Here is a 26238-nt window from a genome sequence, read left to right as displayed (position 1 = left end):
ATCCGCCGCATCTCGTACGCGAGCGCGAAGGGGTGATAGGGATGGCCGTTGTCACGTTCGAGTTCCTCCGGCAGCCGCGGGCATGGCACGGCCGGCACCGCTCCACCCTCGGAACACCGCGTCAGCAGGGTCTGCTGGCCGTCCTGGCTCTGAACGCCAATCATGAACTCACCAAGGACGAACTGCTCACCACAGCCTGGGACGACCCTCCACCGGCAGGCGTCAAGGTAGTTGCCTCATACATCTATCGGATACGCAGCCTGCGACCTGAACCCGACCTCCGGCTGCGATCCGAGCGTGGCTATCTGCTCCGCCCTGCGCGATAACCAGGCGGACCTCCGGCGACTCGACTCCCTCGCGGCAGAGAGCAGAAGCGCGGTCAGCCGGCAACTGTCGCGCGCCGCTGCCTGCCTCGGATCGGCACGGAATCTCTTCCAAGGTGCCCCATTCGGCGGCGTTGCGGGCCGGTACGTCGAGTCGCAGCGACGCAAGCTCCGCGAGCTACACCACCAGCTACAGAGCGAACGCCTCGAGATCCTGATTCAGACGGGCCGTCTGAAGGAAGCCCTGACAGAACATTGCATAGCCAGGATCCCTGGACAAGCGGTTCGCCGGCCAACTGATGTTCGCGTGGTACCTCGGCGGGCGGCCCTCAGCTGCCTTGGACGTCTACCGTCTTACCCGGACCGCGTTGATCGATGAACTCGGCATCGAACCCGGCGAGAACCTCAGATCACTCCAACTCGACATCCTGTCCAACTCGGTCGGCACGGCATGTTGCGAGCACCGATGCACAGCGACAGACCGATCAAGACAACAGGCGGTCAGCTAGCAGCTGCTAAATGGGACGGTGTGTTCTGGCTCTGGCGCCAGTTTTCGCTGACTGGCGGGCAGCAAAGCGACGTGGACCCGGTGCCCGGTACCGCGTGGGGGCGGCTGGTTTTGGCCCGGGCACCGGGGACACGTCCGCCGCACCGAGCCGGCACCGAGAGCCCGAGGTGGCATGTCCTTGCGCCAGGACGGGACAACCCCCCGAACTGCCGACGCCTTGGAGCGACGGACTTGCGCCTCTCATACTGCCGTTTGAAGCGGCCCACCGAAAGGTTTCGCCCCGCAAAACGGGCTGCAGTTGGTCAGGTTTCAGGTCAAGTCGTCGAAAGTAGCTACACGGTCAATCTACCCAAACACCCTGGGTCCCGGCGGCGTCGCCGTCGTACTGGTTGTCAACGGCAAGAAAGTCGGCGGCGAGACAGCCGTGATGAGGGCCTGTCACCGCTACGCATTCACGGTTGGGCATTCGGCACGTACGCTGAGCGAATGGCCGAGGAGCTGGCCGCCATGGTGGATGCGGCGCGGACGAAGGCGTTCGTCGGGCGCACGGTCGAGCTCGAGTGCTTCGACGCCGCCCTGGCAGGGCGGGCTTCGCATCGTGTCATTCTCGTCTACGGCTCCGGCGGAGTGGGCAAGACGGCGCTGCTGCAGCAGTTTCGGGTCCGCGCCGAAGGCACCGGCCGGACCGTCGTGGCAGTCGACGGTGAGGATGTCGACGGATCACGCGACGGATTGCGCCGGGCCACCTCGGCGGTTCGGTCCGGGTATCCGGCGGTCTTGCTGGTTGACGGGTACGAGCGGCTCTCGAATCTCGACGGCTGGATCCGGGACGATCTGGTCGCGTCGATGTCGACGGAAATCGTCGTCGTACTCGCCGGCCGCAACCCGCCACAGCAAGCCTGGCGTACCGATCCCGGATGGCGTGCCGTCGTCGAATGTCTGCCGATGGACGTGCTCGATCCCCTGGAAAGCGAGCAACTCCTCGCGCACGCGGGAGTGCCGGGCATCCACCGCGCGCGGCTCGCCGGCATCGGCAGAGGCCATCCGCTCACCCTCGCCATGTTGGCCGATGCCACGCTCGCGGGAGACCTGCCGGCCGACTTGGCCGACACGCCCGATGTCGTGGCTGCGCTAGCGACTCGCCTCGTGGACGAGGCGCCGGATGATGACCACGCCCTCGCGATGGCGCTGTGCGCGCACACCTGGCTGACCACGCAGGATCTTGTCGACGAGCTGCTCGGGCGCCGTGCGCCCGAGGTGTGGGCGTGGCTCGAGACCAGGTCGTGGGTGACGCGCGGTACGTACGGCGTATATCCGCATGACCTGGTCCGCGACGTCCTGGACGCCGACCTGCGCCGACGCTCGCCCGCGACGTACCGCCGCGTGCACCGAGCCCTGCACGATCACTCTTGGGCGGCGCTGCGCTCATCCGATGAAGGCGAGCGCAGGCTGTGGGCGCATCAGAAGCTGTTCCTGCACCGTCGTAGCCCGCTCGCGATGTCGTTCTGGACTCTGCGCGAGCGCGGCACCGGGCTCGTTGTGGGCGGCCGGGCCGACGACCACGCCGCCGTACTGGAGATCGTCGAACGCTTCGACGGGCCGCGGAGTGCCGACCTCGCGGCACGCTGGCTCGCAGCCCAGCCAGAAGGACTGTCAGTGGTCCCGTCGGCAACTGGAATCGACGCGTTCGCTCTGCAGACCCTCCACCCGGCCGACCCAGACCTCGTCGCAGGTGACCCGGTCATGCGGGTAGCGCTGGACATGGTCGAGCGGACCGCACCGGCACGACCCGGCGAGGAGATCAACATCTCCCGGTTCTTCGGCGGCGCAGCGCAGTACCAGCGCGACCCGTACGCGGTCGTAGTCGGCGCGGTGAGTTCGACACTGCTGTGGACCACGCGGCCACTGGCCTGGGCCTTCATTGCGACGACGGATCCGGAGTTCTGGGGTCCCGTGTTCCATTACCTCGCGCTCACCACCAAACTGGAGGCGGACTTCGGCGGGCGCCGGCACACGCTGTTCGGCATCGACTGGCGCCGACTCACACCCGACAGGTGGTTCGACCTGCTCGGCGAGCGCGAGCTCACCGGAGAGGGCGGTCCGGCGCCGCGCCGTTTGCTGCGGCCGCCGCCGTTGTCACGCGAGCGCTTCGCGGAGGCACTACGCACTGCGTTGCGCGACCTCAGTCAGCCCGACAGACTGCGCACCAACGCACTGATGGGATCCCGCCTGGCCCTGGATCTCGACGGTGCCACGCCCGCACTCCTTCGCGCGACCCTGCTCGCCGGGATCCACCAAATAGCCCATGAGTCGCGGGGCGAATCATCCGGCCGAGTGCTCGACCGTACCTACGTACACGCCGCACCGACCCAGGAAGCCGCAGCCGAAGTACTCGACCTGCCCTTCTCCACGTACCGGCGGCACCTCGCCAGGGCGCACGAGCGGCTCACCGATCTGCTGTGGATGGTCGAGATCGGCGAGCATCGCCTGCCCGTTGAGACAATGCCGTGAGCAGCAAGTGAGCAAGGAACGGTCTGGCGGGTGAGCAGCTGAAACCACCACTGTGGGCTGATCTGGACAACGATCCAGGACAAACCAGGGGTGGGGATCATGTCGGAGATTCTGGTGCTGGGGGCAGGACTCAACGGCCTGGCGACAGCGATGCTGCTTGCGCGCGACGGTCATCAGGCGACTGTGCTCGAACGCGATCCGGCCGAGCCGCACGGCGACAACGACGAACTGTGGCAGACGTGGGAGCGCCGCGGTGTGAATCAGTTCAACCAACTGCACTTCATGCTGCCACGGTGGACAGCGACCATGGCCGCCGAACTGCCCGAGGTCCTGGTCGAGCTCGAGCGCCGTGGCGGTGCGCGGTGGAATTCCGTTCGCGCGCTGCCTGAGGCCGTCACCGGCGGAGCCCACCCCGGCGACGAGCGGTTCGAGACGATCACCGGGCGCAGACCGGTAGTCGAGGCCGCGCTGGCCGCCGTGGCCGCGCGCACGCCAGGCGTGACCGTACGCCGCGGCGTACGGGTGACAGGCCTCGTGACAGAGCGTCGGCTCGGTGCGCCCGTCCGTGTCGAGGGTGTCCGAACGGCAGGCGGCGGGACCGAACGCGCCGACCTCGTCGTGGATGCGCTCGGCCACCGCTCACCGATTGCTGGCATGCTCGAGGCTGCCGGCGCGCCGCGACCGCACGAGGAGCGCGAGGAGGCGGGTTTCGTCTACTACTGCCGCCACTTCAGTGCGCGGGACGGCCAGCTGCCTGCGGTGACCGCGCTGCCGCTGCAACACTTCCACGGGATGTCCATCCTGACCCTGCCGGGAGACGGGAACACCTGGGGCGTCGGCTTCGTGACCTCCTCCCGCGACCGGGCACTGCGCGGACTCCGCGAGGAGACCGCCTGGTCACGGGCCATGGCGCTCGTACCAGGCATGGATTCGTGGGTCGACGGCGTACCGCTGACCGGCGTACAGGTGATCGCCGGCATCGAGGACCGCTACCGCAGGTACGTCGTGGACAGCCGCCCCGTCGCCACTGGTGTCGTCGCGGTCGGAGACGCGTGGGCCTGCACCAACCCGTCGATCGGCCGAGGAGCCTCGATCGGTCTGCTCCACGCCGTACTGCTGCGCGACACTCTCCAGACGACACCAACCGACCGCGTGGTCCACGCATTCGACGCAGCCACCGAGCAAGCGATGAGACCCTGGTACGAAGCGACTCGGACCTTCGACCGACACCGACTCGCCGAGATCGACGCTGACCTGGCCGGTACGCCGTACCGCACGCCAGACCCGTCCTGGGCAATGGCGACCGCGCTCTACGCCGCGGCGTTGCTCGACCCCGGCGCGCTGCGGGCACAGTCCGAGATCGGCTCGATGATCGCGATGCCGCCCGAGGCTCTCGCGACCCCCGGCGTCCTCGAGCGGGTCATGGCACTCGGGACACCTGCTCCCCGCTACCCCGTTGACGCGCCCCGACACGAGGACCTGGTATCGGCGGTACAGGGAACTGATCCGCGCGTGACCGCCCGCATCGCGAACGTGTAGTCGGAGGCGATGTGCCCCGGGCTGGTGAGTTCATGAAGCAACGAGGAGGGTCGGCGGCGCGGCGGTCTTCCTGCGCGTGCACAGCCAGTCGAGCTCCGCTGCCGTTTGCGTGCCACAGCAATGCGTTGCCCGGACTTCCAGTCAGGTCTCGTCGGTCAGCAATTCTGCGAGAACGGTGGCCTCGCTGATGTCGCTTCGATGGTCTAGTCCAATGGGCGCCACGCGGGTAACGTGCAAGTTCTACGCAGTGGGGGCCGAGATGATGCGGCGAATCTCAGCTGGTGTGTTGGCGGTGTTGGCGGTCGCGGCGGCGATGATGTCGCCTCCAGTCGTGAGCGCGGATCCGGGGGATGATCCCGGATACGGTCTGTACCCGCAGCGCGATGACCTGCTGCGATCGAAGGGTTGCACTGACTGCGTGACTGATCAGCCGGTGAAAATCGACATCACCGGTACGGCGGACCTTCAGGCACAAGTCGACTCGATTGCGGAACTACTGAGCGAAGCGTCTGTGCTGGATGGCGGCCTGAGCTGGGACGCCGACACGCGGACGGTCGTCGTCCGCCTCGTTGGGCCGGTCGACCGGAGTTCGCCTGCGGTGGAGCAGATGAAGTCCTCAGTCCGAGCAGCAGCCAAGGGATTCACCGTTGAATTCCAGTCGGTGAAATACTCCCGAGCAGAGCTGGAGCAACTGAGCTACCGGCTGTTCTCGAGTACGGACCAGTGGGCACCCGGTCTTACGGGCGCCGGCGGAGGCTGGAATGCATACATCAACCGCGTCGAAGTCTGGGTCCCTGCCGAAACAGCAGAGTCCTGGACCGAGCGAGTGACGGTGCTCAACGACGCCAGGGTCGTGATCCAAACCTCCACGCTCCCCGCTCCCTACAACTCGGGATTCGAGAGCGGCTAGAACGTCCGTGACCCCGCAGCTCAGCGATCGGCCGCCGCAGGTGTATCAGTCGCTCCCCAGGCCCTGAGCGGCCCGCTTCAGATTCTGCAGGCTGCTTCGCTCGCCTTTGCGGCACCTCCCGCCGCCATCGGCCATATCCGATTCCTTCGCAGCAGCGCCGGGGTCCTCGCCATCGGCACCTGACTCATGCGTCGCCTGTGGCTCTGACCTCCTCTGACGGCCCGGCTACCCGCAGAACCTCCGACAACCTGACCGAACGCCACACGCACGGGTTGTACTCAACCAGCGCCCGTTGCAGCGTGGGCTGGATCAGAGCGGTGGGCTGCCCGACCACGCAATTCGGGAGGTGTTCCAGTATGCAGAGGCACGACAGGCCAGGTGACAGGCTTAGTCGCGACTCAGCTACGGAATTGCCGCTGGAGGAGTTGGCGGCTCAGACGGCTGGGCATGCGATGGCGGATTGGATCGCTGAGCACCCCGGCGAGCCCGGCAAAGGCGGAGTTCGAATTCTGAAAGACCGTACGACGGTCCTGGTGTACTGGAAGGGCACCGTCCCCGCCGACCTGCTGGGCCTCGCAGCGGACCAGGCACTTCAGGTGACCTTCAAGCCGGCTCCGTACTCGCGCGCCGAACTGAAACGCAGCGATGGACACCGTCATCGCAACAACACCGGCATCGTGACCGTCATCGCAAGCGAGCCCGACTACTCGAGCATCGTCATCGGGTTGACCTCCAAAGCACCACCCAACGCCATCGACGAGGTCAAGACCGCCACCGACATCCCGATCAAACTCCGCGGCATCGTCGCCCCCAAACCACTGGCCGCCACGCCAGACGAGCGCGGCCGCCCGTACGACTCGGCGCCGGTTTCGATGACATTGCCGCCGAAGGTGAGCCGGTCGACGATGGGCGGTGCAGATCCATCTACCCCTACGCGCTGGGCCGTGCCAGCGGGCTGCACACCGGCATCGAATCCCGCGGTAAGGTCCCCGGGCGACCACACCGATCCCGCCAGGTCCCCACCAAGGCGACGGACTCCCCGGCCGGCGAATGACCTGTGCGTGTGCTGCCAACACTGCGTCTCTGTTGAGCGGTCTTTGAGAGTTCGTGACGTTGCCGACGGCCACCGGAATCCTCTCGGTTATGGCCCTATGGTCGATGTGCAGGTGCGGTCCGCCGGTAATTCGGGGCCGGTGTCCGCGCCGCCCGGGTGCTGGTGGCGACTACTGAGGGGATGCTCGTCGCCAGCGCCCGCACGCGCCCACGCTCTGAGGAGACCGCCGATGCACCAGGCACACATTCGGTCCAAGCCGGTGCCGCCGCAGATCGCGACGCTCTGGCTCGCGGGGGCACTCATCTCGCTCGCCTGCTTTGGATTCCTCACCAGATTGGCGCGGTACGTCGACAGCCTGGCCACCTGGATCCCGGCATCCGGATCGTTCCGCTTCGGACTCTTCCACCTGTCGCTGGCACTCAACGTCGTACATCTGCTGCTCGGCGCCGCCGCACTCATCGTCGCCGGATCCGCGGCCCACTGCGTCCCGTTCCTCGCGACGACCGGTGTCGCATTCCTCGTACTCGTGGGCTACGGGCAACTCGAGGTACATCCGATCCTGCCGGACTTGATTCCAACGAGCTCCGGAAGTATCTGGTTGCACGTCGTACTCGCTCTCTCAGCGATCACCGCCGGCCTTGCCACGGCGCGGCATCAGAGGTCGCCCTCGCACTGAAGTACGGCTCAGGTTGTGATGCCGATCTGGTCGTTACGGCCGACTTCCCAGGCTCCAGTATCGAAACTCGCGCAATGGTCAGGTCGCGTTGCAGTGCGACGCAACTCGGTCAAGGACTGATGGCTCGGATGGCCAGGCGACGCGGACTACTTCAGTGCTTCGACGAGGGAGGTTGTGGCGGCAACGGCTGCTGACAGGACAGTCAGGATCGCCGCGATCCGCTTTCCGGCAGACGACGTGATCCGGAGCCGCCATCCTGGGTCCGAGATGTCTCTGGGCTGCACCCAGTCAGGCTCGAGCCGTCCAAGGACCGCCCGGACTGCCCGCCCGACCTCGTCCGTGTGCACCACGGGCGCATCGGACTTGGCCTGCTCGTGCAGCCGGACGAAGAGTGGCCCGGCGGCCTTGATGCTCGCCGCGGGATCGACAGCAGGCAACCGTCCGAAGCGCCGTTCCAGCGATCTCCGCAGATATGGAAGCGACGCCATGAGATCACCACCGCCAGGCCCGAGCAACTCCGCGTTCCGGCCGACCGCCACACGCTGGACCGGCCCTCCTCCGCCAGACCCGCTGGCGAGCAGCAAGGCGTTCTTCAGTCCGACAAGGAAGCGCGCATCCGACAACCGGCCGTCGAGATACCGCATAGCTGCGACAGCAGCGAACGTGACGACTGCCATCGCCAAGGCACCGCCCAGCACCGCCGACAGTCGGTTGCTGGCACGGTTGGCCAAAGCAAGCATGCAGATCGTCCCGTTGACCAGGCTCATGATGCCCACCGCGGACCAGAGATCCCAGCGAACCACGGTCCGCAGCCCGGCCGTCAACTCCCCCGTGTCCAGGCCGATCCCCCAGGTCTCAGTCGCGTCGTCGCTATGCCTCCGAACATTGCGGAACGGCAGGAGGAGAACGCCAGCGACAGCGATCACCGCACAGACCAGAACCGTCAGACCATAGACCCAATCAGCCCGCCACAGCATGTCAGCGGTGAGGCCGATGTACAGACAGCTCACCGTCATCCACAAGATCGTTCCCACCCAAGACGCGTTCCGGTCCGCCGTCTTCCAGTGCAGCCGTTCGAGTACAGGCGGCGGATACACAATCAGTGCGGATGCGGCACCCGCACTGAGGACGACGGGAATCAGAATCAGCAAACACGAACCAAACGTTCTCGCCAGCATTCGCACGCTCCTGCTCTCGGTCGCCCCACCTACCACGTACCGACAGTCAACAAGCCACCACCGACAGTTTGTCATCAAGGACTTGTAGCTGAGCCGCGCTGGCCGAGTCTGGGAAGCTCAACGTTCGAGGCCTTCCAGATCTCGATAGATCTCCGGAATGAGGTTCCAGTACTCCGGCCGGTACCGGCCCCGTGGCGATCTCGTCGCAACTGGTGGGGTCTCAACACGCACGGTCGGGAAGGGCGGTGAATCAAAGTGCTCGGGTCCGAACGGGCGGCTCAGGTCGGATGTTCCGGCGATTCTTCGCGCCGTCCGTGCGGCGGTACACAGGTGATCTGTGACTTCGGCCAGAGTTGCCGTCACCTCGTCGAAGCATGCCGCCAGATTGGTCCTGACCCACGCGGGCTGCGGGTATCTCAGACGCCAAACCTGGGGTCGTAGGGCGAACTCAGGGTCGCGCTTCGCGAGCTCGGCACGCGGGACGAACAGGTGCCCACGCCTGATCAGCCAGGCGACAGTCTCCTGCTGAACCTTTGCCACCCGATCAGCTGAATTCATCAGCTCGTCGATAACGTCCCGAACCACTGCCCCAGATCGCTCATCATGCAGGAGATCCTGAGGCTGCGTCAGTCGCTCACCATCAGAAATCCAGGCCCGCAGCGCTCCGATCAGTTCGATGAAAGCTGATTCGGCGGGCGCCTCGCTGCGGCCGTTCAGGTCTGAGAGACGAGTGCGCCACAGATGCGCAAGGCGTTGCGTACCCGTGCCGGCCACTCGCAGTGCATGCACAAGCTCTCGGGTTGCCTCCGCAGTGGCGTCGCGCTGACCCAGCCGAGCGGTGAGATGAAGACCGTAGCCGATGACAGTTCGCAACTGTGCCGTTGCCGATCGGAGGTCGCGCGTCAGCACGCCGCGCGGCGTCGTCGTTTCATGCGCCGATTTCCAGCGGGCAGCCAGCAGAATCAGGTGCGACGGCTCGTCGACGGCGGTCGGCGGCAGAGTCGTCGTCAGTCCGCGCAAGGCACCTATGTCAGGGGATTCGCGTTTACGAAGCGACCTGAGCTGTGTGATCACTTCAGTCAGGTGACGGGACAGTCGATCGCTCGCATCGTCATGGTGGATCTGCGCGGGGTTCAGTCTCGCGACCACTGCGCGGGCTGCCCGGTCTGTGATCGCCGCCATCGCCGCTTGTGCTGCCCCGAGGCCTTTCTCGTCATCCCATGCGCCGCGTGTGCTTCGGGTTTGCGATGCAAGTAGGTCACCTCCGGCGCCGATCGATCGTGCAAGCACAGCGAGGGGACCCTCCGCTGCGGAGGTATCCGCGCTCATGAAGTCACTTGCAGGCAGTTCGTGCCGCAGCCAACGAAAGTGATGACGGGCTGCGGTCAGCGTCGCCTGCCAGCCTGCGAACGGGTCCGAGGTGTCGATACTGGCTGAGTTGTACGCCTCTGCCGCGCGCCGTCTAGAGATTTGCAGCAGATCCTCATACGTGGCGCGCACGCTGTACCATCCGAACGTCAGCGAGCGCACACCTCAGGGCGTCGGCCAGTGCCCGGTGCCACGTCAGCTTGCCGATCGGTACGACGAGCTGGTCAACGGCTCGTACCGCCTCCTCGAGGAGTGCTGCAGGATCGGCATCCAGGTCACCGCCGTACGACGTACTCGGCGATAGCCCCAACAACTCCACGATCCGGAACCGACTGAACGCCGTTATCGCCCAGTCACCACGCTCCTCGCGCTCCCGACACTCCAGGATCGCCTCCGCCTGACTAATCAGGTCGGCGATGTACACGTACGCATCCGAGACCTTCATTGCAGTTCTCCTTCGCAAAAGACGACCAGCGAGACTGCCCAGACATGGCGGCGAGGTCGCATGACCCGAGTTCAACGTTCTGGACCAACAGGAAATTTTGGTGGCCGACCTGGCTGAGCGCGGTTGGGCGGGCGACGCCGGTATGGTCTGGACCCAGCGAGGGAACGAGAGGACCAGAAGTGGGCACGGATGAAACGCCGATATCGTCGAGGAGCGGCATCGATTGGGCCGGTTATCAGCACGCGGCTCTCTTGTTCTACGTCCACGACTCGGAACCCAGTACGGCCGGCACGCCTTCCGCCACACACGCTGCTGTGGTCGACATCGTCGTACTGGACGGCGAGCGGGAAGGCACCAAACTGCACGATGTGACGGTCCCCAGAGTCATCGAGTCCCAGCTCAAGTCACGTCGTGGAGGGATGGTTCTCGGCCGCCTCTACCAGGCCGGTTCAAAGGACAATCAACAGGCACCATTCATACTCAACGCTGCCGACGAGGCGGCTAAAGCCCTCGCACGGGCATGTCTCGCAAGGAACCACGAGGGGTTGTTCTGACGCGCCCAGCGCTGCGGACGTCGCTCTTCAACCTTCTGGTCGCCCAGATCCGGTCGCTGCCAAAACAGTGGGTGTCGCGGGTGCGGTAGACGATGGGGCGACCCGGAACCAGCGTCTGGAGTCAACACGGGGAGCCGAATGGCTGTGCCGGTGAGTTCTGACACCGTCTTCTGATGAGTTTGGACACCACTTGGGCTAGGTTCGGGGGTTGGTTTGATGGTGAGTTTTGACAGCACCTGTGGTGATGACAGCGTGGCGAGCGTCGGCGTTGAATGGGGAGACCACCAACGGCGGTCAGGCCGCCGCGGTTGGGATGCTGGTCGTCGGCAACTCGGTATGGCGATGGCCTCGGTTCCGCTGACCGGGTCTGACCGAGGCGGGGTGCCGGTAAGAAACGTGTCACCAGCGGCACACGGGTCTCGAGGCGGTCGACCGCAAAGATCACGGTCTCCCTTGCCTGGCAGGGAGACCGCTGCCGTCAAGGTCGTCCGTGAGGAGGATCTCCACTCGCCGAGGCATCTGCGCGCAGCGGGATGATTGTTTCCGGCTCGGGCTGCACGTAGGCGAGCCCATGGGTCGCTTCTTCCAGTTCTTCCGCGTACTCCCGATCCACCCTATTTAGCGAGATCATCAGCAGACCCGACGTGGGGTGAGGGCCTGTCGCGGTGACGCTGGTCTTGGTCTCGTCGAATGGTCGGTTGTGTTCCCAGATCCAGGCCTGGACCCGGTCAACCTCCGCCTTGGACGGTTTCCAGCGGCGGACTCGCAGATTCTCCGGGGTTGTCACTAGAACAGCCAGTTCGGCCCGGGCGCGCACCATCTCGTGATGGTCTGAGACATTGACTATGAAGAACGGGTCGCGGCTTGTGGCGCCGTGCGGACGTAGGGAACGCCAGGAGCCGTCGGCTGGGTCGTTGGCTTCTGTCAGCCGGGCCTCGATGGTGGGGTTGTCTCTGATCCAGGCCTCGATAATCTGTCGATCTCCGGCAGACGATTCGCGGCCGCGATCGGGATCCATCGCTATCACTTCCCCACTTTGCACGAACCTGCAACAGCTCAGCCCTACCACGTTCGCCGTACGCGGGTCTACCGTCGAGCGGGGGGTCCAGATGTCTAGAGTCAGGGCACAGAGGGCACTGTTGATTGTTGCCGCGGTGATTGCTGCAGTTGTTTGCGCGTCAACAGCTACCGCGGCGGGACCGATTCGACTGGGTGGCGACCCGCGTGACCCTACAGGTCCGGTTAAGGGCGAGGTGTTGCCTACGCCGGTGGAGACGGCAGCTCAAGCATTGATGGCTTTGCTCGAGGAGAACCCGAGCGCGAGCAGGGGCGGTGTTGCGGTCGCCGAAGACCGCAAGAGCGTCGTGGTCTATTGGAAGGGTGATCCTCCTGCGAGCGTGAAGAGTTTCGCAGCGGGACAGCCGGTGCCGGTTGTCTTCCGGGGTGCGGCATACAGTCAGGCTGAGTTGATGGCAGCTGCATGGTCGCTCCTGGAGGAGAATAAGGGTGTAGTGACCTCCGCCGGACCGAGCTCGGATTACTCCGGCGTGGCGATTGGATTGAGTTCCAAGGTGCCGGCACCAGAGGCGGCGGTCGCGGCGTTGAAGGCGCATGCCGCAGTGCCGATTGAGTTCATCGGGATTGAAGACATCAAGCCGTTGGCCAGTCGCAACGCGGACCGATATCCGTGGTATGGCGGTGGGTTGATGCACCTGTACGGCACTCACATCGCCTGCGGAAGTGGCGCTGGTGTCTATGCCGGGCCAAACATTTACCTAACCACGGCGGAGCACTGCGGCGCGGGCACGTGGTACGGCTACAACAGCGGAGAAGTCGGAGTCGCGAGTGCTTCCCAGCGAAACGTCCTGCACGATATCAGAGTCATAAGAACCAGCAGTGGCGCAAGGATTTGGACGGGGGATGCCTATACTGAAGAATCCCGACAGGTCCTTGGAACACCTGTGAATCCAGCGCCTCTTGTGGCGGTTACCGTGAGCGGCAGTGCTTCCGGAAACACTTACCAGGCCCCATATGTTGCATTGATCAATCGGTACTGGTACGACACGGATGGAATTCGTCGCGGACCTGGCTTCAGAATCGAGGAGGACACAGAAGGAAACACCGGCGGGGTCCAGGAAGGAGATTCAGGGAGCCCGGTCGTCCGCTCCGACCGCAGTGGCAACTTTCAGGTCAACGGTTTCCTGTCAGGTGGTCTTGAGGGTTATGAAGTAGTGGGTTGTCAGCTCGGTAGACACATCGGATTCAACGGCCCTTGCTATCAGGCGTACTACGCCGTCAACGCCGTTGAGGCCCTGTCGAGCATGGGTCTGCACCTGCAGACCAACTTCTGATGAGCTGCCGAGTAGAGGTCAATGCCGAAGACCATTAACGCTACCGTCTGCGCGATCGCGGGCTGCGATCTCGTGCAGCCCGACATAGCACCATCCCGTCCTCGGAAGAGTTAAATCAACTGGTCGAGCCACAGACCCGACTGAAGGATCGAGATCGAATGCGCTCAGTCATCCGCTAGAACTTCAGCAACAACACGAACCCGGGCCTGGTCGCACCACGCTTACCAGCCACCAGGTCCTGCTCGTCATCCAGCAACGTCCACTTCTCGACCAGCTCGTCGAGGTCGATCGACCGATCCACGATCGGCGATCCTCCCGCTCCCACCGCTCCAGCGCTCCCCCTCGCCGTTTGCCGCTGGTGACAGGTTCCCCGAGGTGAGGAGCCAGTGGCGCAGGTTGGGGCGGGCGTTGTGCCAGGCGGGCCGCTTGTTCGATCTCCTCGACTGTCAGCCCTGTTGCCGCGGTGAGTTGTTCGGACTGTAGCCGGTCGCCTGCTTGGTCGAGCACCACCCGGAAGATCTTCCCGATCCAGAGTTCCTCGTCGATGAACCGCCGGGCGGCGTACTGCCCGTTCGAGCTGAGTCAGGGGCTCCTGGCTGCAGGCGACGATGAGGCGCTTGCCATCCATCGTCGGGTCGGCGGTGTGGATCCTGCTGGAGTCGGGGACAAGGGCATAGGGCTCTGACTCGTCGCTGATCACGGCCCCGCAGACGTCGCAGAGCTCGTTGGTGTTCGTCGGGCTCGCCGGCTCCATTGTGGGTGTTCATCGCTGCCTACTGGTTGAGGCTGTGGGTGAGCCGGTAGGAGTCGGTGCCGGTCTCGATGATGTTGCCGCCGAAGGTGAACCGGTCGACGATCGCGGAGCGGTGGGTCGGCGAAGGTCTTTTGCCCAAGCCGGCGAACGACTCGTTGGAGGCGATCGCGACGGAGCTCTTCTCCTCCCGTTCGGTCAGGACCTGGACAGGGAGCCAGCGATGTCGGACGCCGTCAGAACCCACCTCCTCGCCTCGCGCCCGGTTTCGTATCCAAGCTGTCGCAAGTCGTCACCAGAGCCAGCCTAGCGGCCTTGGGACACCGCGCACGGTCGACGGTGAGCTGGGTGTAGATTCTTCAGCTGAATCTGGTGCCTTGCTCAGCGGTGCGCTTGTGTCGAGTGGGTTCGCAGGTCGGTCAGGAGGTCGTCGAGGAGAGTTTCCTCGTGGATTGTCGTCCCGACGTCAGCCATGGCACCGCGGAGGTCGGAGCGTACGTCGCGGGCAGCTGGGGATGCATGGTCGAGATACGTCTTGCTGTCGTAGCGCCAGCTCAGGGCGTCAGGAGCAACCGAGAGCAACTGGTTCACGATCACCAGGCCGGCTGAGTCGAAGTCGGCCCGGACATGGATGGTGCATCCGCTCGCGGCCACGCCGGCTACGAGGTCCACAGCGGCCGTGGTCGCGACACCGTCGGTGCACACCAGCGCCGGACAGTGGACTCCCAGTGCATCGGCGGCGGCCTCGGCCACTGTGGGGTTCTCGCAGACGAAGACCGTCTGCGGGATTGCGCGCCAGTCCCCACGGAGCGACCTGAGCGTCAGCCACACCGGCTCCCCCGTGGACTCCTGACAGAGCCGCACAGCGTGCGACTCGCCAGTGAGACGAAGGTTCAGCGCGAGGACCCGGGACGACACCTCGTCGCACAGAACACCGATGGACGCCCACGCAAGCCGCCACGCCTTGCCTCCCCGTGTCGGTCGCTCGAGGCCGTGCACGACTGCTGCAAGCCTGGCAACCAGCTTGCCGAGCGGCTGGTCGGCGTCGAGTGCGTGGGCGTCGCGCAGGTGCAGGCTCGCGAGCTGCGCCAGCCTGATCGGCGCGGCGCCGGCCCCTGGCGCGGCGTCCCAAGCAGCAGCAACCTCCCAGATCGTCCCCAGCCGCAGTCCCTCGCCAGACGGGGCCAATGATCGGTCCTCAGCCAGCCAGGTCCGAGCGGCGTCCTCGGGCACTCCAACCGCTACCAGTTCGGCTAACGCAAGATCATCCTCGGCCAGCGCGACCTGCAGAGCGGTACGCCGTACGTCAACGTCAAGCTCGATTGGACCGCGGACCGCCTCTACGAGCTGGCGGACGGTCAGGTCGTGCTCCGCCAGCCGCGCCGCGAGGTCGTGCAGCTGTACCGGTCGGTCGGACAGCGTCCATGTCATCCCCAGCAGGCGCCCGACCTCTCGGCGGTGACTAGCGGTCAACCGCAGTGCGCCGAGTCGCCCGGTCTCGGTCGCCTGTCCAAGCTGGACACGTCGTCGTACGACGTCCAGCAACGCCGACGGCCCGTCGAGCAAGCACCAATCCGCGAGGCCCCGCGGAAGCTCACTCGTCATCGTCCCCACCGAACAGCGAGTCAGGATCGGCAGGGATCTCTTTGTCCACACGGAGACGTGGCGCCACTTGCCCGAGCTTCCCGCCACACCAGAGGTAGGTGTCGACGTCCACACCTGGCAAGTGCGGGTCTCTCGCCAGATCATGAATCGCTACCGCCGGAACGGTTGAATAGGTGCACCACTCGTCGTGGGCGGTGAGCATTACGTCGAGGTCGAAGCTGACGGTGAGCCCCATGAACGATTCCTTCACGGTCACATCGACGCCGGTCATCGCCTCGTCCAGCCAGATCCACCGCGGCGCCTCGGGCCCGGCCGCGTTGTACGCGACCACGGCGGCGGCGAACAGCGGCTGGGACAGCAGAACGACCTTCTCGCCGCCGGATTTCGTCGCGTGCCGGGCGGTGTCGAACTTTCGCCATCGGTCGCCGCGGCCGGCCTGGAACTGGAGCTCGATCCGTAGCCAACGGCGATAGTCGAGCGCGGTGGTCAGCTGGTCCTTCCAGTCACTGGCACCTTCAGCCGCCGCATCGGCGCGCGCCGCATCGATCCTTCGGGAGATGAAGGCCCGCACCTGCTCCTGCCGCTCGGTGCCGAGTTCGGCGTACCCCTGTTCGAGGGCGTTGACGACGGCAACTGCTTCCGGATCCGCCGGATCGGCCGTTCGTTCCAGACGGACGATGTGGCCCTGCCGGGTCGGATGCGCGGCAAGCTGCTGGTTGATGTGAGTGAAGGTGCCTTTCGCGTAGTCGAGTCGCTCCTTGAGATGTTCGATGAAGTTGGACTCGAGCAGCCTGGCCAGTACGTCACGCTGCTCGGCGTCGTACTTCTCTTCGAGCTGACGGACGCTGTCGGCCAGCGCGTCAGCTGCCTCGACAGGTGGTTGCCAACCTGCCGCGCCGTCGACAAGCACCAGCACGAGCGGTAGTGGGCCGTCGTCCACGACGCGGATGTCCCTGGTCGGCAGGAGGCCCGGACGGAGCGCCTGCAAGTCGCCAGAGCACTTCCGCCACGTCCGATCCTCGGCGGCGGCGTCCGTGACGTCCCGCAGCACCCGTCGCGCGGCCCGGGCCCCGTCGCGTCCGGTCTCCACAACTCTGCGCTCCGGCACCTGCAGACCAAGCGGTTCCATGAGCCCGGCGTCGGCGATCTCCCACCATCCGGCGAGCGCGGCGTCCCGTTCGCGCTCAGCTTCGGCTCGGCGGTTCTCGTGCTGGTCGAGAATGCCTTCGGCCTCCTTGGCCGCAACCCGCGCGTCGCCGACCTGATCCGACAGCGACTCGATCGACTGAGTCAGTTCCTCCAGCAGCGCAGTGAGTTCATCGGCCAGCTCCAGCAGCTCCCGGTGATCGGCGTGCACCGACTGTTCGGCGGTCTGCAGCTTGATCCGCGCCTGACGAAGCTGACCAGACAGCTGCTCGGCCTCCCCGGCGGCCTCCTCCACCGCGACAACCTTCTCATCGCGGTCGTCTTCGGCCCTTCGCAGGCGAGTACGGCGTTCGCGTACGACCTCGAGCAGCGAGTCCAGCCGGTCGATCTCCGCGCGACAGGTCCGAAGCGCCGATGCGTAGGTCTCGAGGTTCTCCAGCGGGAACCCGTACTGTGCCGCCTGGTCGGCGAAGGCCGCCCAGGCCTCGTTCAGCCGGCTTTCCAGCGCGCGTTGCCTTTCCTCGGCCACGCGCACCGCCTCCTCGCACTCGGCGCGATGCTTGGCCTTCGCGTTCAGTGTGGCCGTAGCCTCGATGACACCGCGCTCGCCGGGGCGCAGTACGGTGTCCATCCACCGAAACCCTTCCGCTTCGACAGTCTCGATCCTGCGGTGGATGTCCGCGAGCTCGACGTCGAGCAGGTCGAGATCCGCCTGGATCTCGGCCAATCGCTTCTCGTGGGCCTGGATCGCGCGCATCCGGGCCGCCTCGCGCGCGGTCGCGCCGAGGTACGACGCTTGCTGCGCCGGTGCCGCCCGGCCGGTCAGGACGCCAACTCGCCAACAGCCGTCGGCCGTGAGCCAGTCCCCATCGTCCGGCGCGTGATCACGGCGCTCGAACCACCCGATTCCGGACAGCACACTCAGGATCGTCTCCTCCGAGACGCCTCCCGCGGCCGTGGGCGTCAGGACCGCCTCCAGACCGGCGCCGGATCCTGCCGGCGGCTCGAGACGTACCTCGATCGGTTCGTTGCCATCGGCCTCGAACAGCACGCCATGTGGGGTGATCCAGGCGTCCAGGAGCCCTGACGCCGCGAGCGCGGCCTCGAGCAGATCGAGCTGTCCGGACCCGAGTCCGGGCCGCGGCTCGACACATTGCCACAGCGGGGCGCCACGGCTGTCGGTGACCGCCGGGCGGGTACGTCGGGTCCACAGCACTGGGGCTGTCGGCGGCTCGTCAGCAGTCGACCGCAACCGGGCAACCTCGGCTTCGACCTTCAGCCGCTCCGCACCCATCGGGCGTTGCCGATCGTGAACCGCGCCCTCCTCGCGCCGCAGGGCTTCTCTCTGCTGCTCGAGAAAGCCGCTCACCGCAGCGCTTGGCGTCTCGGCAGGCTCCGAACCAGTCAACGCGGCCACGAGATCACACCAGTCCTCGACCTGCTCGGGCGACAACCGCGCCACGGTCAGACCGATTGCCCAGTCCCGCAATCGGAACCGAAGCGCCTCGACCGATCCTTCGACGGCCGTCTGCGCCAGGGATTCGGCATCGATCGCCTTGCGGTGTTGCTGCCGCCGGTCGCTGACCCTCTCGGCGATCCGCTCAACGTGCTCCGTGACCTGCTGGTACGCCGTGAGCAGCTCGACATGATGTTCGAAGCGCTCGACACGGCGATCTGCCGCGCTCCGCAGCGACGCCAGGTCTCGTTCGGGAAGGTACTGTTCGGTCGCCTCGCCCAACCCGGCGGCACGCGCGCTCTCGGTCAGGGCACCGACCCGCTTCGCCTCGCGAGCGGACACCTCCTCGATGCCGCGTTGGGCATCGTCAACGGCTGCTTGGGCGCGTTCAACGGCCCCGGTCGCCTGGCCCCGTCGGTCCTCGGCGCGGCGAAGCTGGTCCCGCAGTGACGCAACTTCGGCCTTCCGGCTCTCGACCCGGCCCGCCGCCGATACCGCATCGGCGTACGCCGGCGACATGATCAGCTCACGCTGCTCCACCTCGCGATCGGACTTCGTCACCCGTGCCGCCGTGAGCGCCTTCGTCACCCGTTCGACTTCGCCGGCGCTGCGCTCAAGAGCTTGCTCAGCCTGCCTGCGCAGCCGTGTGGTCTCCGACAGTTGGTCGGTCGCCGTCGCCAGGCGGTCGGCGCGACGCCAGGTGACCGTCGAGGCCCACGGCCGCCAGGAGTAGCGGGTGAACTGCGCGAGGTTCTTGGCGGCCTCCTTGGTCGCTTCCACCTTCTGCCGCAAGCGCCGCAGCCGATCCCATCCCTCCGCGAGCTGGTCGATCTCCGCGCCACCGATGGGTGGCAGCGCATCCCGCAACGTCTGCTCGAGAAGCGCCGGAGCGAGTCGCTCGCCCAACTTCGGCTTGCGCAACTGCTTCAACAGCTCCGTCAGGTTGTGATACGCCTCGGCATCCATGCCGAAGAGCTCGTCAGCCAGCAGCGTGCGGTACTGTCCGGCATTCGACAGGACCCGAATCCCTTGCTCCTTCTTCAGCTCCGTCTCCTCGAGCGGCCGCCCGACCCGGGACAACTCCAGATCGCGGCCGATCCGCCGACGGGTCAGGAGCTGCCAGGTCTTGACCCCGCCTGTCCCAGTGCCCCGCTTCGCGCTCGCGCCGAGGCCGCAGGTGAAGTATTGCGGTTCGCCGTGCTCGTCGACGCGGCCGAACTCGGCCCAGGCGTAGCCAAGCCCTGAGTCGGTCAGCTCGCGTGGATCGTCCGCCTCACCGGTCGGCAGCAGGTTGAAGCGCATGCTGCGGTGCTGCGATCCGAACGGGTCCAGAACCGACGGCGAGATCTCTCCACGCAGGAGCATCAGCGTGGTCAGCTCGAGAACCTTCGTCTTACCCGCACCGTTGCCGCCACGCAGGACCAGTCGTCCATCGGCGAACCAGAACTCGACAACGTCGTACTCCCACAGGTTCACGATGCCCACCCGCAGCGGCTGCCATCGCCGGAGCACCGGCACGGGCAGGCCGTCACCCGCCGCCGCGCTCAGCCACTCGGCGCCGTCGAACCGGCGGTCCTCCGCAGACTCAGTCATCGTCGGATCCCAGGTCGAGAAGCGCGGTGGTCTCGACAACCGCAGGATCACGGAATCGCGCCGCGACTGGCGTCAGCTCGAACACGCCCTCCGACGCCCGCAGAAGGTCGAGCGCGCACAACGTCTCCACAGCGGCCGCGGCCATCGCACCCTCAGCCTGCAACTGCACAGTCGTTGCCCGCGGATACCGCACGGTCACGTCGACGGCCGCACGCTCGAGTCGATTGAGGTCGAACGTCTCCCCCGGCCCTACGTCGCGCAGCAACACGTCCAGAATCATCAGCGTGGTGAAGTCCACCGTCCGCAACCGCGGGAACGGAAGGTCGCTGTCCTCCGGATCCGCCGTCACCAGGGCAATGCCCTCGGCACGCTCCTCGGGCGTCCAACCAGTCATCTCCTCGCACCACGACAGCAGCCGGCGCCGCTGGCTCACCAGATAGGTACGCTCGGCCTCCGTCAGATCCTGGTACAGGCACACCGGCAACTCCAGCAGCCGCCGGAGTACGCCGTACCGCGGCGACGGCTCCTGCTCGTCGGCGAGTCCGCTGTCGACCGCCGTACGCAGGCAGACCGGATCGATGAGTTGCAGCAGGAGCTCCCGGTCGACGTCGAACACATCTCCGACGGCATCCTGCTGCTGCGCCCATCCATCACCCGCATCTGCGGTCGACGGCGTCATCGGCCGCAACGCGCCCATACCCTGCAAGACTCTCAGGGCTTTGACGAACAGTTGGCGTTCCGCATACCGGTCAGGCTGGTACGGCGCCAGTCCCGCTTCCTCCTGCCGACTCAGCACGCGGACCCGGTCCGACAGTTCCTGGGTGCTCGAGATGTCCTCGGCGTCCTCTGCTGCCGCAGCCGCCAGAATCGCCAGAACCAAGACACGGCGCGACGGCCGCTCGATCGGCACCGGAGACAGGACTGGGGCATCTGATGGGAGCCGATAGAGCCGCGCAGCGGAGTCTGTCATCACCAACCGGTAGCCCAGCCGGTTCACGAACCAGTCGGACAGCACGTCCCGATGGCGGTAGACAACCGGCCACAGCTCAGCGTGCTCCGAGCGCGTCACCACAGGATGACGCAGCAGACCGACGAAGGCACGTTGCCTTCCGAGGCGCTCCAGTGTCATGCCGGCGCCACCTCGAAGATCCAGTTCGACAGCACGAGGGTCCCGTCCGGTGTCTCCAGGACCGCTGCATCGTCGCTTCGAGTGGGCCTCAGCTGGACTTTCCAGCGGCCGTCAGCCGTGACCGCGGCGCGCACACCGTCCTGCCCTGTGCCCGCTCGGCGCACCGCACCGAGAAACTCCAGCAGGAGGTCCAGTTCCGCGCGGTTCAGCGACTCCCAGGTCGCCAGCGCCGTACCCGAACGCCGTCGCAACGCGGCCTCCGCCTCGCGGCGAGCCGCCAGCGCGGCCAGCCGTCCACGGCGCGCAGCCGTCTTGCCGAGGGAGTAGTCAGGCGTCTTCGCGCGACGACCGACCGCGGCCCGCGGCCCCTGCTGCCGAAAGCGTGCGGTCACCGGCGCGGGCGGCGCCTCCGACCAGCTCAGCGCCGAGTCGTCGGCCTGCTCGGCCGGCAAGAGGAGATGCCGGGCCGAGAACATCCCTGCGGCGGTGTCCCAGATCCGCCAGGCGTCGTCGTCCGACTCGGCCTGCTCGATCGCGGCGGCGAGGCGAAGGAGTTCCGGACGCCGGGTGATGACGCCGGCGCTGTCCATCAAGATGTACATATTCCGTGCCCAGGGCGCCACCAGATCCCGCAACTGCCGCCGCAGCCGCCTCGCCTGCGCCGACGGCCCGACGAACCACGAGCCCAGCGCACCCCAGGTCCGTGCCCACCGCTCACAATGCTCCACGACCAGATCGTCCGGAGCGTCATCGGCGAGCGACGCCCGGACACAAGCCCGCCAAACCGGTACGTCGAGCTCGGGGTCGAGGTCCTCGATCAGCTCGGCGATCCGCGGGCTGTTGACGTCGACCTGTTCACCCCACATGGCAACGTACGCCTGCAGAGTTCGCCACAGCAGATCCTGCTTGGCCTCGTCGGGTCCGCCCGACAGCGCGTGCGCCAGGCCGCGCTGCCAGCGGCGCGCCGCGTTCGCCATCGCGTGGTGCAGCGCCGTCACCTGTTGATACTCCCCGGCCGCGTCGACGAACCGTTGATCGCGGACAGCGTCGGCGAACGCCGCCAACCGATCGTGGATCGCTCGAGGCGCCAGCGTCAGATCGCCGTCACTCGCGTCATCCAGGAGTTGGGGATCGGTCCAGAAGCTGTGCAGCCGGGCTCCGGCCGGCGTCAGCTGATAGCGATCCCGGCGGCGGAGAAAGTCCTCGCCCGATCTCGCCGCCTCCTGCCAACTAGTGACGACCTTCCAGTCCTCGAGTTGCTCCAGCCGCTGCTCGAGATTCCAGTCCGCGATCAGCTCGTCGGCGACCTCCGGCGTGAGCGCGCGGGCAAGGTGGGCCGAGGCAGCCGCCGCAACCTCGTCGTACGACAGCCCGGTCAGACTGTTGTCCTGCTCGGCCAGCAGGATGTCGACGATCACGCGGTACTGCGCGGCATACCGCGAAACCAGATACGCCGGCACCGTCGCCCGTCCGGGCAAACCGGCGAGCGCCCAAGTGTCCGTCGCCTCGTCAAGGGGTCCGAACTCGTCGCCGCCATCGGCCATAGCCGGATCCTACGGCTACGCAACGTCACCCGCTCGCCGAGCGGTGTCGTCCAGTCCGAGGTCAGCAAAATGGCGCGACCTCGGGCACTGCGCGTTCGTCCGAGGCAAACCCCTGATGGTCCGCCGAGGACCGCGCACGGATCATCACCTGCTCCCCGCACACCACGACCGAACCGCGTCCCTCCGCACCGACCGTATCCGCCGCGGCCAGATCGCAGCCCGAACCAGCACGTCTGGCCACACCTGACCGGTGAGGGACTGCCACCGAACAATCTGAGCCGAAGCTTCTGGAGTACGTGCCAGGAAACTACCGAGCGGTCGGCGGCTTCTGGCGCGGGGCCGGGCGGTCCTTGATTCCGATTAGGACGTCCTTGCCGAGGTGTTCCTTGATCAGATAGACCAAGCGGTCACCGTCGATGAGTTCCATCCGTCCGTGCTCGCGGGCCTTGTCCCAGCACTTGGAGGTGAACCAGGACGTCGTCACGAGAATCCCCCAACCAGCCCGCTTCTCTTCCATCGCACCGGCCAGCTCGCGCACGTGACTGATGCCGACCACCTTGCTCCAGCGCTTGGCCTGCACGATGCTCAGGCCGCCCATCAGCGGCGTACGCTTCGCGATGACCGCATCGACCCCGTCATCGTTGCTCTGCTCCGTAGTCCAGCCCTCGGCCCCCTGGGCCACGAAGATCTCCCGGACCAGATGTTCGAAGTTGGTCGGCGACATCTCCATCAGGTCCGGTCGCGCGTCGAGTGTCGACACCGCGTCAAGTCCCTCCACGAACGAGAACTTGCTCAGGTCGAAGTCGAGGATCGGTTCGATCGGCTCGAGCTCGTACGGATGGGCCGACACGATCGCATTGAGGTGCCGTACGCAGGCCGCCGGCTCGACCTTCCGCAGGTTCGCATCCCGCGGGAAGTCCTCACGCTCGACGTTGAGGCTGATGATGCACGGAAACTCCTTCTCGCCGGTGCCAGGATTGAGAGCTTGGATATGACCGTTGAACGCTACCGTCCGCAGTTTCGGATCTCCGGCGAAGAGGTCGCGGATGTACAGCAGCGCCACCTGGCTGATGATCTGCCGGTAGAGACTCCCGGCGTCCTTCGCCGACCTTGCGGTCGGACGCACCTCATCCTTGGTCGGCAAGTAGCGGTACGACGCAACTGTCGGTACGACGCTCTTCGGCGGTAGCTCGACCTGGAGCACAACCTGTTCCGCACGAGGATTGAACGTCAGCGCCAGACGCCGAGGAAATGATGCGGGTATCGGGGTCGCCTTGACCACCAGTCGCAGGTACTTCTCGACGGCGTCCTTCTGTCGCTCGTCGAGCTGCCCTGCAAGAGCCTCGACCGAGCGGTTGTGCCGGGCAACTTCCTTCGCCTCGGCGTCGACCCGCGCGGCATGATCCCGCTGAAGCTGCGAGATCTTCCGCTGCCGCTGTCCCTCCTGCTCCGCATGCTCCCCGAGTGCCTTCTGGAACGCGTCCTCTGCCCACCGGCGCCTGTCTTCGTACCTCGCCTCACCGCCGAACAACCTCGAGATTGCACCAGGTGAACGGGGAGCGAACTGATCCCAGATCGGCTGGGGACTCCCCTGCGCCAGATCTCCTAGCTCGAACACTGGTGCCTTGAAGGTCCGCCGTAGCGCGCGAAGATCGATCCTCGCAGGACGCGAGAGACCTGATTCGAGGATCGAGCGGAGCTGCTGAACGCCGGCCTCCACCTGCTCGTTGTCCGCGTCGACCTGCTCCGTCATCCGAAGCTGGTGCAGCTGCTTGCGCTCCTTCTCCGCTTCTCGCACCGCGCGCTCCCGCGCACGCTGGTCCCGCTCCTGCGCCCGCGCTGCGGCGGCAGCTTGTCGCCGCCACTCGTCTCGGGAACCCTGCCCACGCGCCATCAGCCCTCCCAAGCCACGTCGACCTGCCCGCGGAGGCAACCGAACTCAGCGGACAACACCAGCTACACAATGCTACGAGCGCAGCCTGCGCCGGCCCACTCGACGAGAGTCGGCCACGATTCGGTCGGGCCCTGGCGGCGCCTGGAAGGTCTGGCCATGATGAACTCACGATCCTCGTTCGACCACTCCGCGTGAGGCGTCAGGGCCGGTCGGTGATACCTGGGCGGTAGGGCTTGCTCTCGAGGCTCGTACGTTGATAGTGAAGTGATGTCGGGACGTGGAGATCGCAATGAGCCTGTCGAGTTATCGCATCGTCTTCATCACCGGGATCTGCCTGGGTCTGGGCAACCGAACGATCCAGTCCGTGCGCTGGTGCGGCGACGAAGGTACGGATGAGGAGAGCCCTGCCGGCGATCTCGCACGCTGGATCGTCACCGGTCGTGGCCACGCGTATCTCAGGTGGCCGAACGGCGCCACTGGTCCAAGGGTCTCAGTTCGCAACGAAGCGACCGGGCTGCAGCTCTGCACCGAGCAGACGGATCAAACCCTGCTTCTCGGCCTCCCCCGATTCTCGACTCGGGCATCCCGCACCTCCGCCCGCCACCGCCGCTCCTGACCTGCCGGGCGTTCTTTACGATCGGATGACTTGCGGTCCCGGTGCCGCCGTACTCGCGTCCTGAGTTGCCACGATGGCACCATGCTTCCCGGATGTTCTGATCTTCGTACGGCGACTGCGCCCGAACTGGTCTGCCTCGGGCAACAATCGCATGATGGTCTGGTGGCCTGCCGCGTCGTACGGCGGCGGAAAGTGGTGAGGTGAGAAGGATCCTCGTCTGTCTTCTTGCTGGACTGGTGTTGGTCAGCTGTGGTGTTCCCGTTGAGCGGGACCCTGCGCCGATCGGGACCGCGGCGATGCCGTCCCGGATGCAGCACGTCAGTGAGCCGACAGCGGTACGGCTGACCGCGACGCCCGGTAGAGCGATCGTTCGGGTGGGCTTCGTCCGCGATGGCCGGTTGGTGACGCTGGTCCGTGATGCGTCTTCCGGTCCCCGTCTGCGCACGCTCATTCGAGAACTGCTTGCCGGGCCAATTGCAGTAGAGCAAGCGAACAGGATCACGTCCGCCCTGCCACAGGGCCTCATCCTGACTGTTGCCGACGTACGAGGAAGCCGGGTCGTACTCGAGCTCTCAGGCGAGACCGACGGCAGGTCAGCCACCGAGAACGTCCTTGCCGTCGCACAGATCGTCCTCTCAGTCACCGCTGTACCCACCGTTCATGAGGTCACGTTCTCCCGCGGCGGCCGACCCGCGGAGGCCTTGCTTCCCGACGGCACACTGACGATCCAGCCGCTGACCGAAGCCGACTACGCGCCACTTCGTGCGCGCTGACGATCGGCGCACAGCCCAGGCTGCAGGGTCGTGACCTTCATCGTCGACTCCGCGACTATGTAGACATGCTCGCGCCAAGGGATCACGACAGATCCAGGTCCCCGTTTTAGGCCTGTTCGATCTGCCGCGTCAGTCTCAAAGCGGGATCGCGGGTCTCGTGTGTAGTGTTCGGTCGGTCGCCTACTTGATGTCGACCATGCCGCGGGACTCCACTGGGACCGTGCTTTGCGTGCGCACCGCCCCGAGCGCAGTCCTTGCCCGCAACAACGACTTCCCAGGCAAGCGCGTGCTTCTTGCCATCCGCGTGAACGCGG

At 66.1% G+C, this 26238-nt stretch carries 23 protein-coding genes; 11 read left to right on the top strand and 12 right to left on the bottom strand.

The features are described 5' to 3' along the window. Nucleotides 1–41: 41 nt before the first annotated feature. The 6 genes from OHB24_RS21145 to OHB24_RS21130 all read left to right on the top strand — a co-directional run bounded on the left by OHB24_RS21145 (nucleotide 42) and on the right by OHB24_RS21130 (nucleotide 5791). Nucleotides 42–326: an AfsR/SARP family transcriptional regulator gene (locus OHB24_RS21145; RefSeq protein ID WP_327640807.1), complete on the top strand. Its 285-nt coding sequence runs from the start codon at nucleotides 42–44 to the stop codon at nucleotides 324–326. After that, a complete protein-coding gene (locus OHB24_RS43345; protein ID WP_442913979.1) occupies nucleotides 298–702 on the top strand; it encodes a bacterial transcriptional activator domain-containing protein in 405 nt (134 codons plus the stop codon). The genes OHB24_RS21145 and OHB24_RS43345 overlap by 29 nt, the downstream gene beginning before the upstream one ends. Continuing rightward, on the top strand, nucleotides 596–832 hold the full coding sequence (locus OHB24_RS43340; protein ID WP_442913998.1) for an AfsR/SARP family transcriptional regulator: 237 nt from the start codon (nucleotides 596–598) through the stop codon (nucleotides 830–832). The genes OHB24_RS43345 and OHB24_RS43340 overlap by 107 nt, the downstream gene beginning before the upstream one ends. 485 nt (nucleotides 833–1317) lie before the next feature. Next, nucleotides 1318–3342, top strand: a complete 2025-nt coding sequence (locus OHB24_RS21140; protein WP_327640806.1) for an ATP-binding protein — start codon at nucleotides 1318–1320, stop codon at nucleotides 3340–3342. A 99-nt stretch (nucleotides 3343–3441) separates the two neighbouring features. Beyond that, nucleotides 3442–4881, top strand: coding sequence for an FAD-dependent oxidoreductase (locus OHB24_RS21135; protein WP_327640805.1), 1440 nt, complete (start codon nucleotides 3442–3444; stop codon nucleotides 4879–4881). A 259-nt stretch (nucleotides 4882–5140) separates the two neighbouring features. Continuing rightward, nucleotides 5141–5791: a hypothetical protein gene (locus tag OHB24_RS21130; RefSeq protein WP_327640804.1), complete on the top strand. Its 651-nt coding sequence runs from the start codon at nucleotides 5141–5143 to the stop codon at nucleotides 5789–5791. Nucleotides 5792–6494: 703 nt separating this feature from the next. On the opposite strand, the gene OHB24_RS21125 is transcribed toward OHB24_RS21130, so the two are convergent. Then, nucleotides 6495–6752: a hypothetical protein gene (locus OHB24_RS21125; protein WP_327640803.1), complete on the bottom strand. Its 258-nt coding sequence runs from the start codon at nucleotides 6750–6752 to the stop codon at nucleotides 6495–6497. A gap of 322 nt (nucleotides 6753–7074) precedes the next feature. Between OHB24_RS21125 and OHB24_RS21120 the strand changes: the two genes are divergently transcribed. Further along, complete coding sequence (locus OHB24_RS21120) at nucleotides 7075–7521, top strand: DUF4383 domain-containing protein (protein ID WP_327640802.1); 447 nt, start codon at nucleotides 7075–7077, stop codon at nucleotides 7519–7521. 146 nt (nucleotides 7522–7667) lie between these two features. Here the strand turns inward: OHB24_RS21120 and OHB24_RS21115 are convergent, their stop codons facing one another. The 3 genes from OHB24_RS21115 to OHB24_RS21105 all read right to left on the bottom strand — a co-directional run bounded on the left by OHB24_RS21115 (nucleotide 7668) and on the right by OHB24_RS21105 (nucleotide 10512). Further along, complete coding sequence (locus tag OHB24_RS21115; protein ID WP_327640801.1) at nucleotides 7668–8537, bottom strand: hypothetical protein; 870 nt, start codon at nucleotides 8535–8537, stop codon at nucleotides 7668–7670. 279 nt (nucleotides 8538–8816) lie between these two features. Beyond that, nucleotides 8817–10199: a hypothetical protein gene (locus OHB24_RS21110; RefSeq protein ID WP_327640800.1), complete on the bottom strand. Its 1383-nt coding sequence runs from the start codon at nucleotides 10197–10199 to the stop codon at nucleotides 8817–8819. Then, nucleotides 10183–10512 (bottom strand): hypothetical protein, encoded by a 330-nt coding sequence (locus tag OHB24_RS21105; protein WP_327640799.1) that lies wholly within the window; start codon nucleotides 10510–10512, stop codon nucleotides 10183–10185. Before OHB24_RS21105 ends, OHB24_RS21110 begins: the two co-directional genes overlap by 17 nt. A 179-nt stretch (nucleotides 10513–10691) precedes the next feature. On the opposite strand from OHB24_RS21105, the gene OHB24_RS21100 reads away from it, so the two are divergent. Then, complete coding sequence (locus tag OHB24_RS21100; RefSeq protein WP_327640798.1) at nucleotides 10692–11066, top strand: hypothetical protein; 375 nt, start codon at nucleotides 10692–10694, stop codon at nucleotides 11064–11066. Nucleotides 11067–11544: 478 nt separating this feature from the next. Here the strand turns inward: OHB24_RS21100 and OHB24_RS21095 are convergent, their stop codons facing one another. Further along, nucleotides 11545–12084, bottom strand: coding sequence for a hypothetical protein (locus tag OHB24_RS21095; protein ID WP_327640797.1), 540 nt, complete (start codon nucleotides 12082–12084; stop codon nucleotides 11545–11547). 250 nt (nucleotides 12085–12334) lie between these two features. Here OHB24_RS21095 and OHB24_RS21090 point away from each other — a divergent pair, with 250 nt between their 5' ends. After that, nucleotides 12335–13417, top strand: a complete 1083-nt coding sequence (locus OHB24_RS21090; RefSeq protein ID WP_327640796.1) for a hypothetical protein — start codon at nucleotides 12335–12337, stop codon at nucleotides 13415–13417. Nucleotides 13418–13592: 175 nt separating this feature from the next. Here the strand turns inward: OHB24_RS21090 and OHB24_RS21085 are convergent, their stop codons facing one another. The 7 genes from OHB24_RS21085 to OHB24_RS21055 form a co-directional block, all read right to left on the bottom strand. Then, a complete protein-coding gene (locus OHB24_RS21085; RefSeq protein WP_327640795.1) occupies nucleotides 13593–13718 on the bottom strand; it encodes a hypothetical protein in 126 nt (41 codons plus the stop codon). A gap of 472 nt (nucleotides 13719–14190) precedes the next feature. Then, a complete protein-coding gene (locus tag OHB24_RS21080) occupies nucleotides 14191–14415 on the bottom strand; it encodes an ATP-binding protein (protein WP_327640794.1) in 225 nt (74 codons plus the stop codon). Nucleotides 14416–14549: 134 nt separating this feature from the next. Next, a complete protein-coding gene (locus tag OHB24_RS21075; RefSeq protein WP_327640793.1) occupies nucleotides 14550–15773 on the bottom strand; it encodes a DUF2399 domain-containing protein in 1224 nt (407 codons plus the stop codon). After that, on the bottom strand, nucleotides 15763–19968 hold the full coding sequence (locus OHB24_RS21070; protein WP_327640792.1) for a TIGR02680 family protein: 4206 nt from the start codon (nucleotides 19966–19968) through the stop codon (nucleotides 15763–15765). Before OHB24_RS21070 ends, OHB24_RS21075 begins: the two co-directional genes overlap by 11 nt. Continuing rightward, nucleotides 19961–21097, bottom strand: coding sequence for a DUF2398 family protein (locus OHB24_RS21065; RefSeq protein ID WP_327640791.1), 1137 nt, complete (start codon nucleotides 21095–21097; stop codon nucleotides 19961–19963). Before OHB24_RS21065 ends, OHB24_RS21070 begins: the two co-directional genes overlap by 8 nt. Then, complete coding sequence (locus OHB24_RS21060; protein ID WP_327640790.1) at nucleotides 21094–22641, bottom strand: DUF2397 domain-containing protein; 1548 nt, start codon at nucleotides 22639–22641, stop codon at nucleotides 21094–21096. Before OHB24_RS21060 ends, OHB24_RS21065 begins: the two co-directional genes overlap by 4 nt. A gap of 307 nt (nucleotides 22642–22948) precedes the next feature. Beyond that, the gene (locus tag OHB24_RS21055) at nucleotides 22949–24535 is read right to left on the bottom strand and encodes a restriction endonuclease (RefSeq protein WP_327640789.1); all 1587 of its coding nucleotides are present in this window, start codon (nucleotides 24533–24535) and stop codon (nucleotides 22949–22951) included. 277 nt (nucleotides 24536–24812) lie between these two features. Between OHB24_RS21055 and OHB24_RS21050 the strand changes: the two genes are divergently transcribed. Next, a complete protein-coding gene (locus OHB24_RS21050) occupies nucleotides 24813–25151 on the top strand; it encodes a hypothetical protein (RefSeq protein WP_327640788.1) in 339 nt (112 codons plus the stop codon). Nucleotides 25152–25447: 296 nt separating this feature from the next. Beyond that, nucleotides 25448–25924, top strand: coding sequence for a GerMN domain-containing protein (locus OHB24_RS21045; protein WP_327640787.1), 477 nt, complete (start codon nucleotides 25448–25450; stop codon nucleotides 25922–25924). Nucleotides 25925–26238: the final 314 nt, after the last annotated feature.

The sequence above is a fragment of the Kribbella sp. NBC_00482 genome (assembly GCF_036013725.1).
Lineage (GTDB): Bacteria > Actinomycetota > Actinomycetes > Propionibacteriales > Kribbellaceae > Kribbella.
This window is presented reverse-complemented; position numbering and strand designations above follow the sequence as displayed.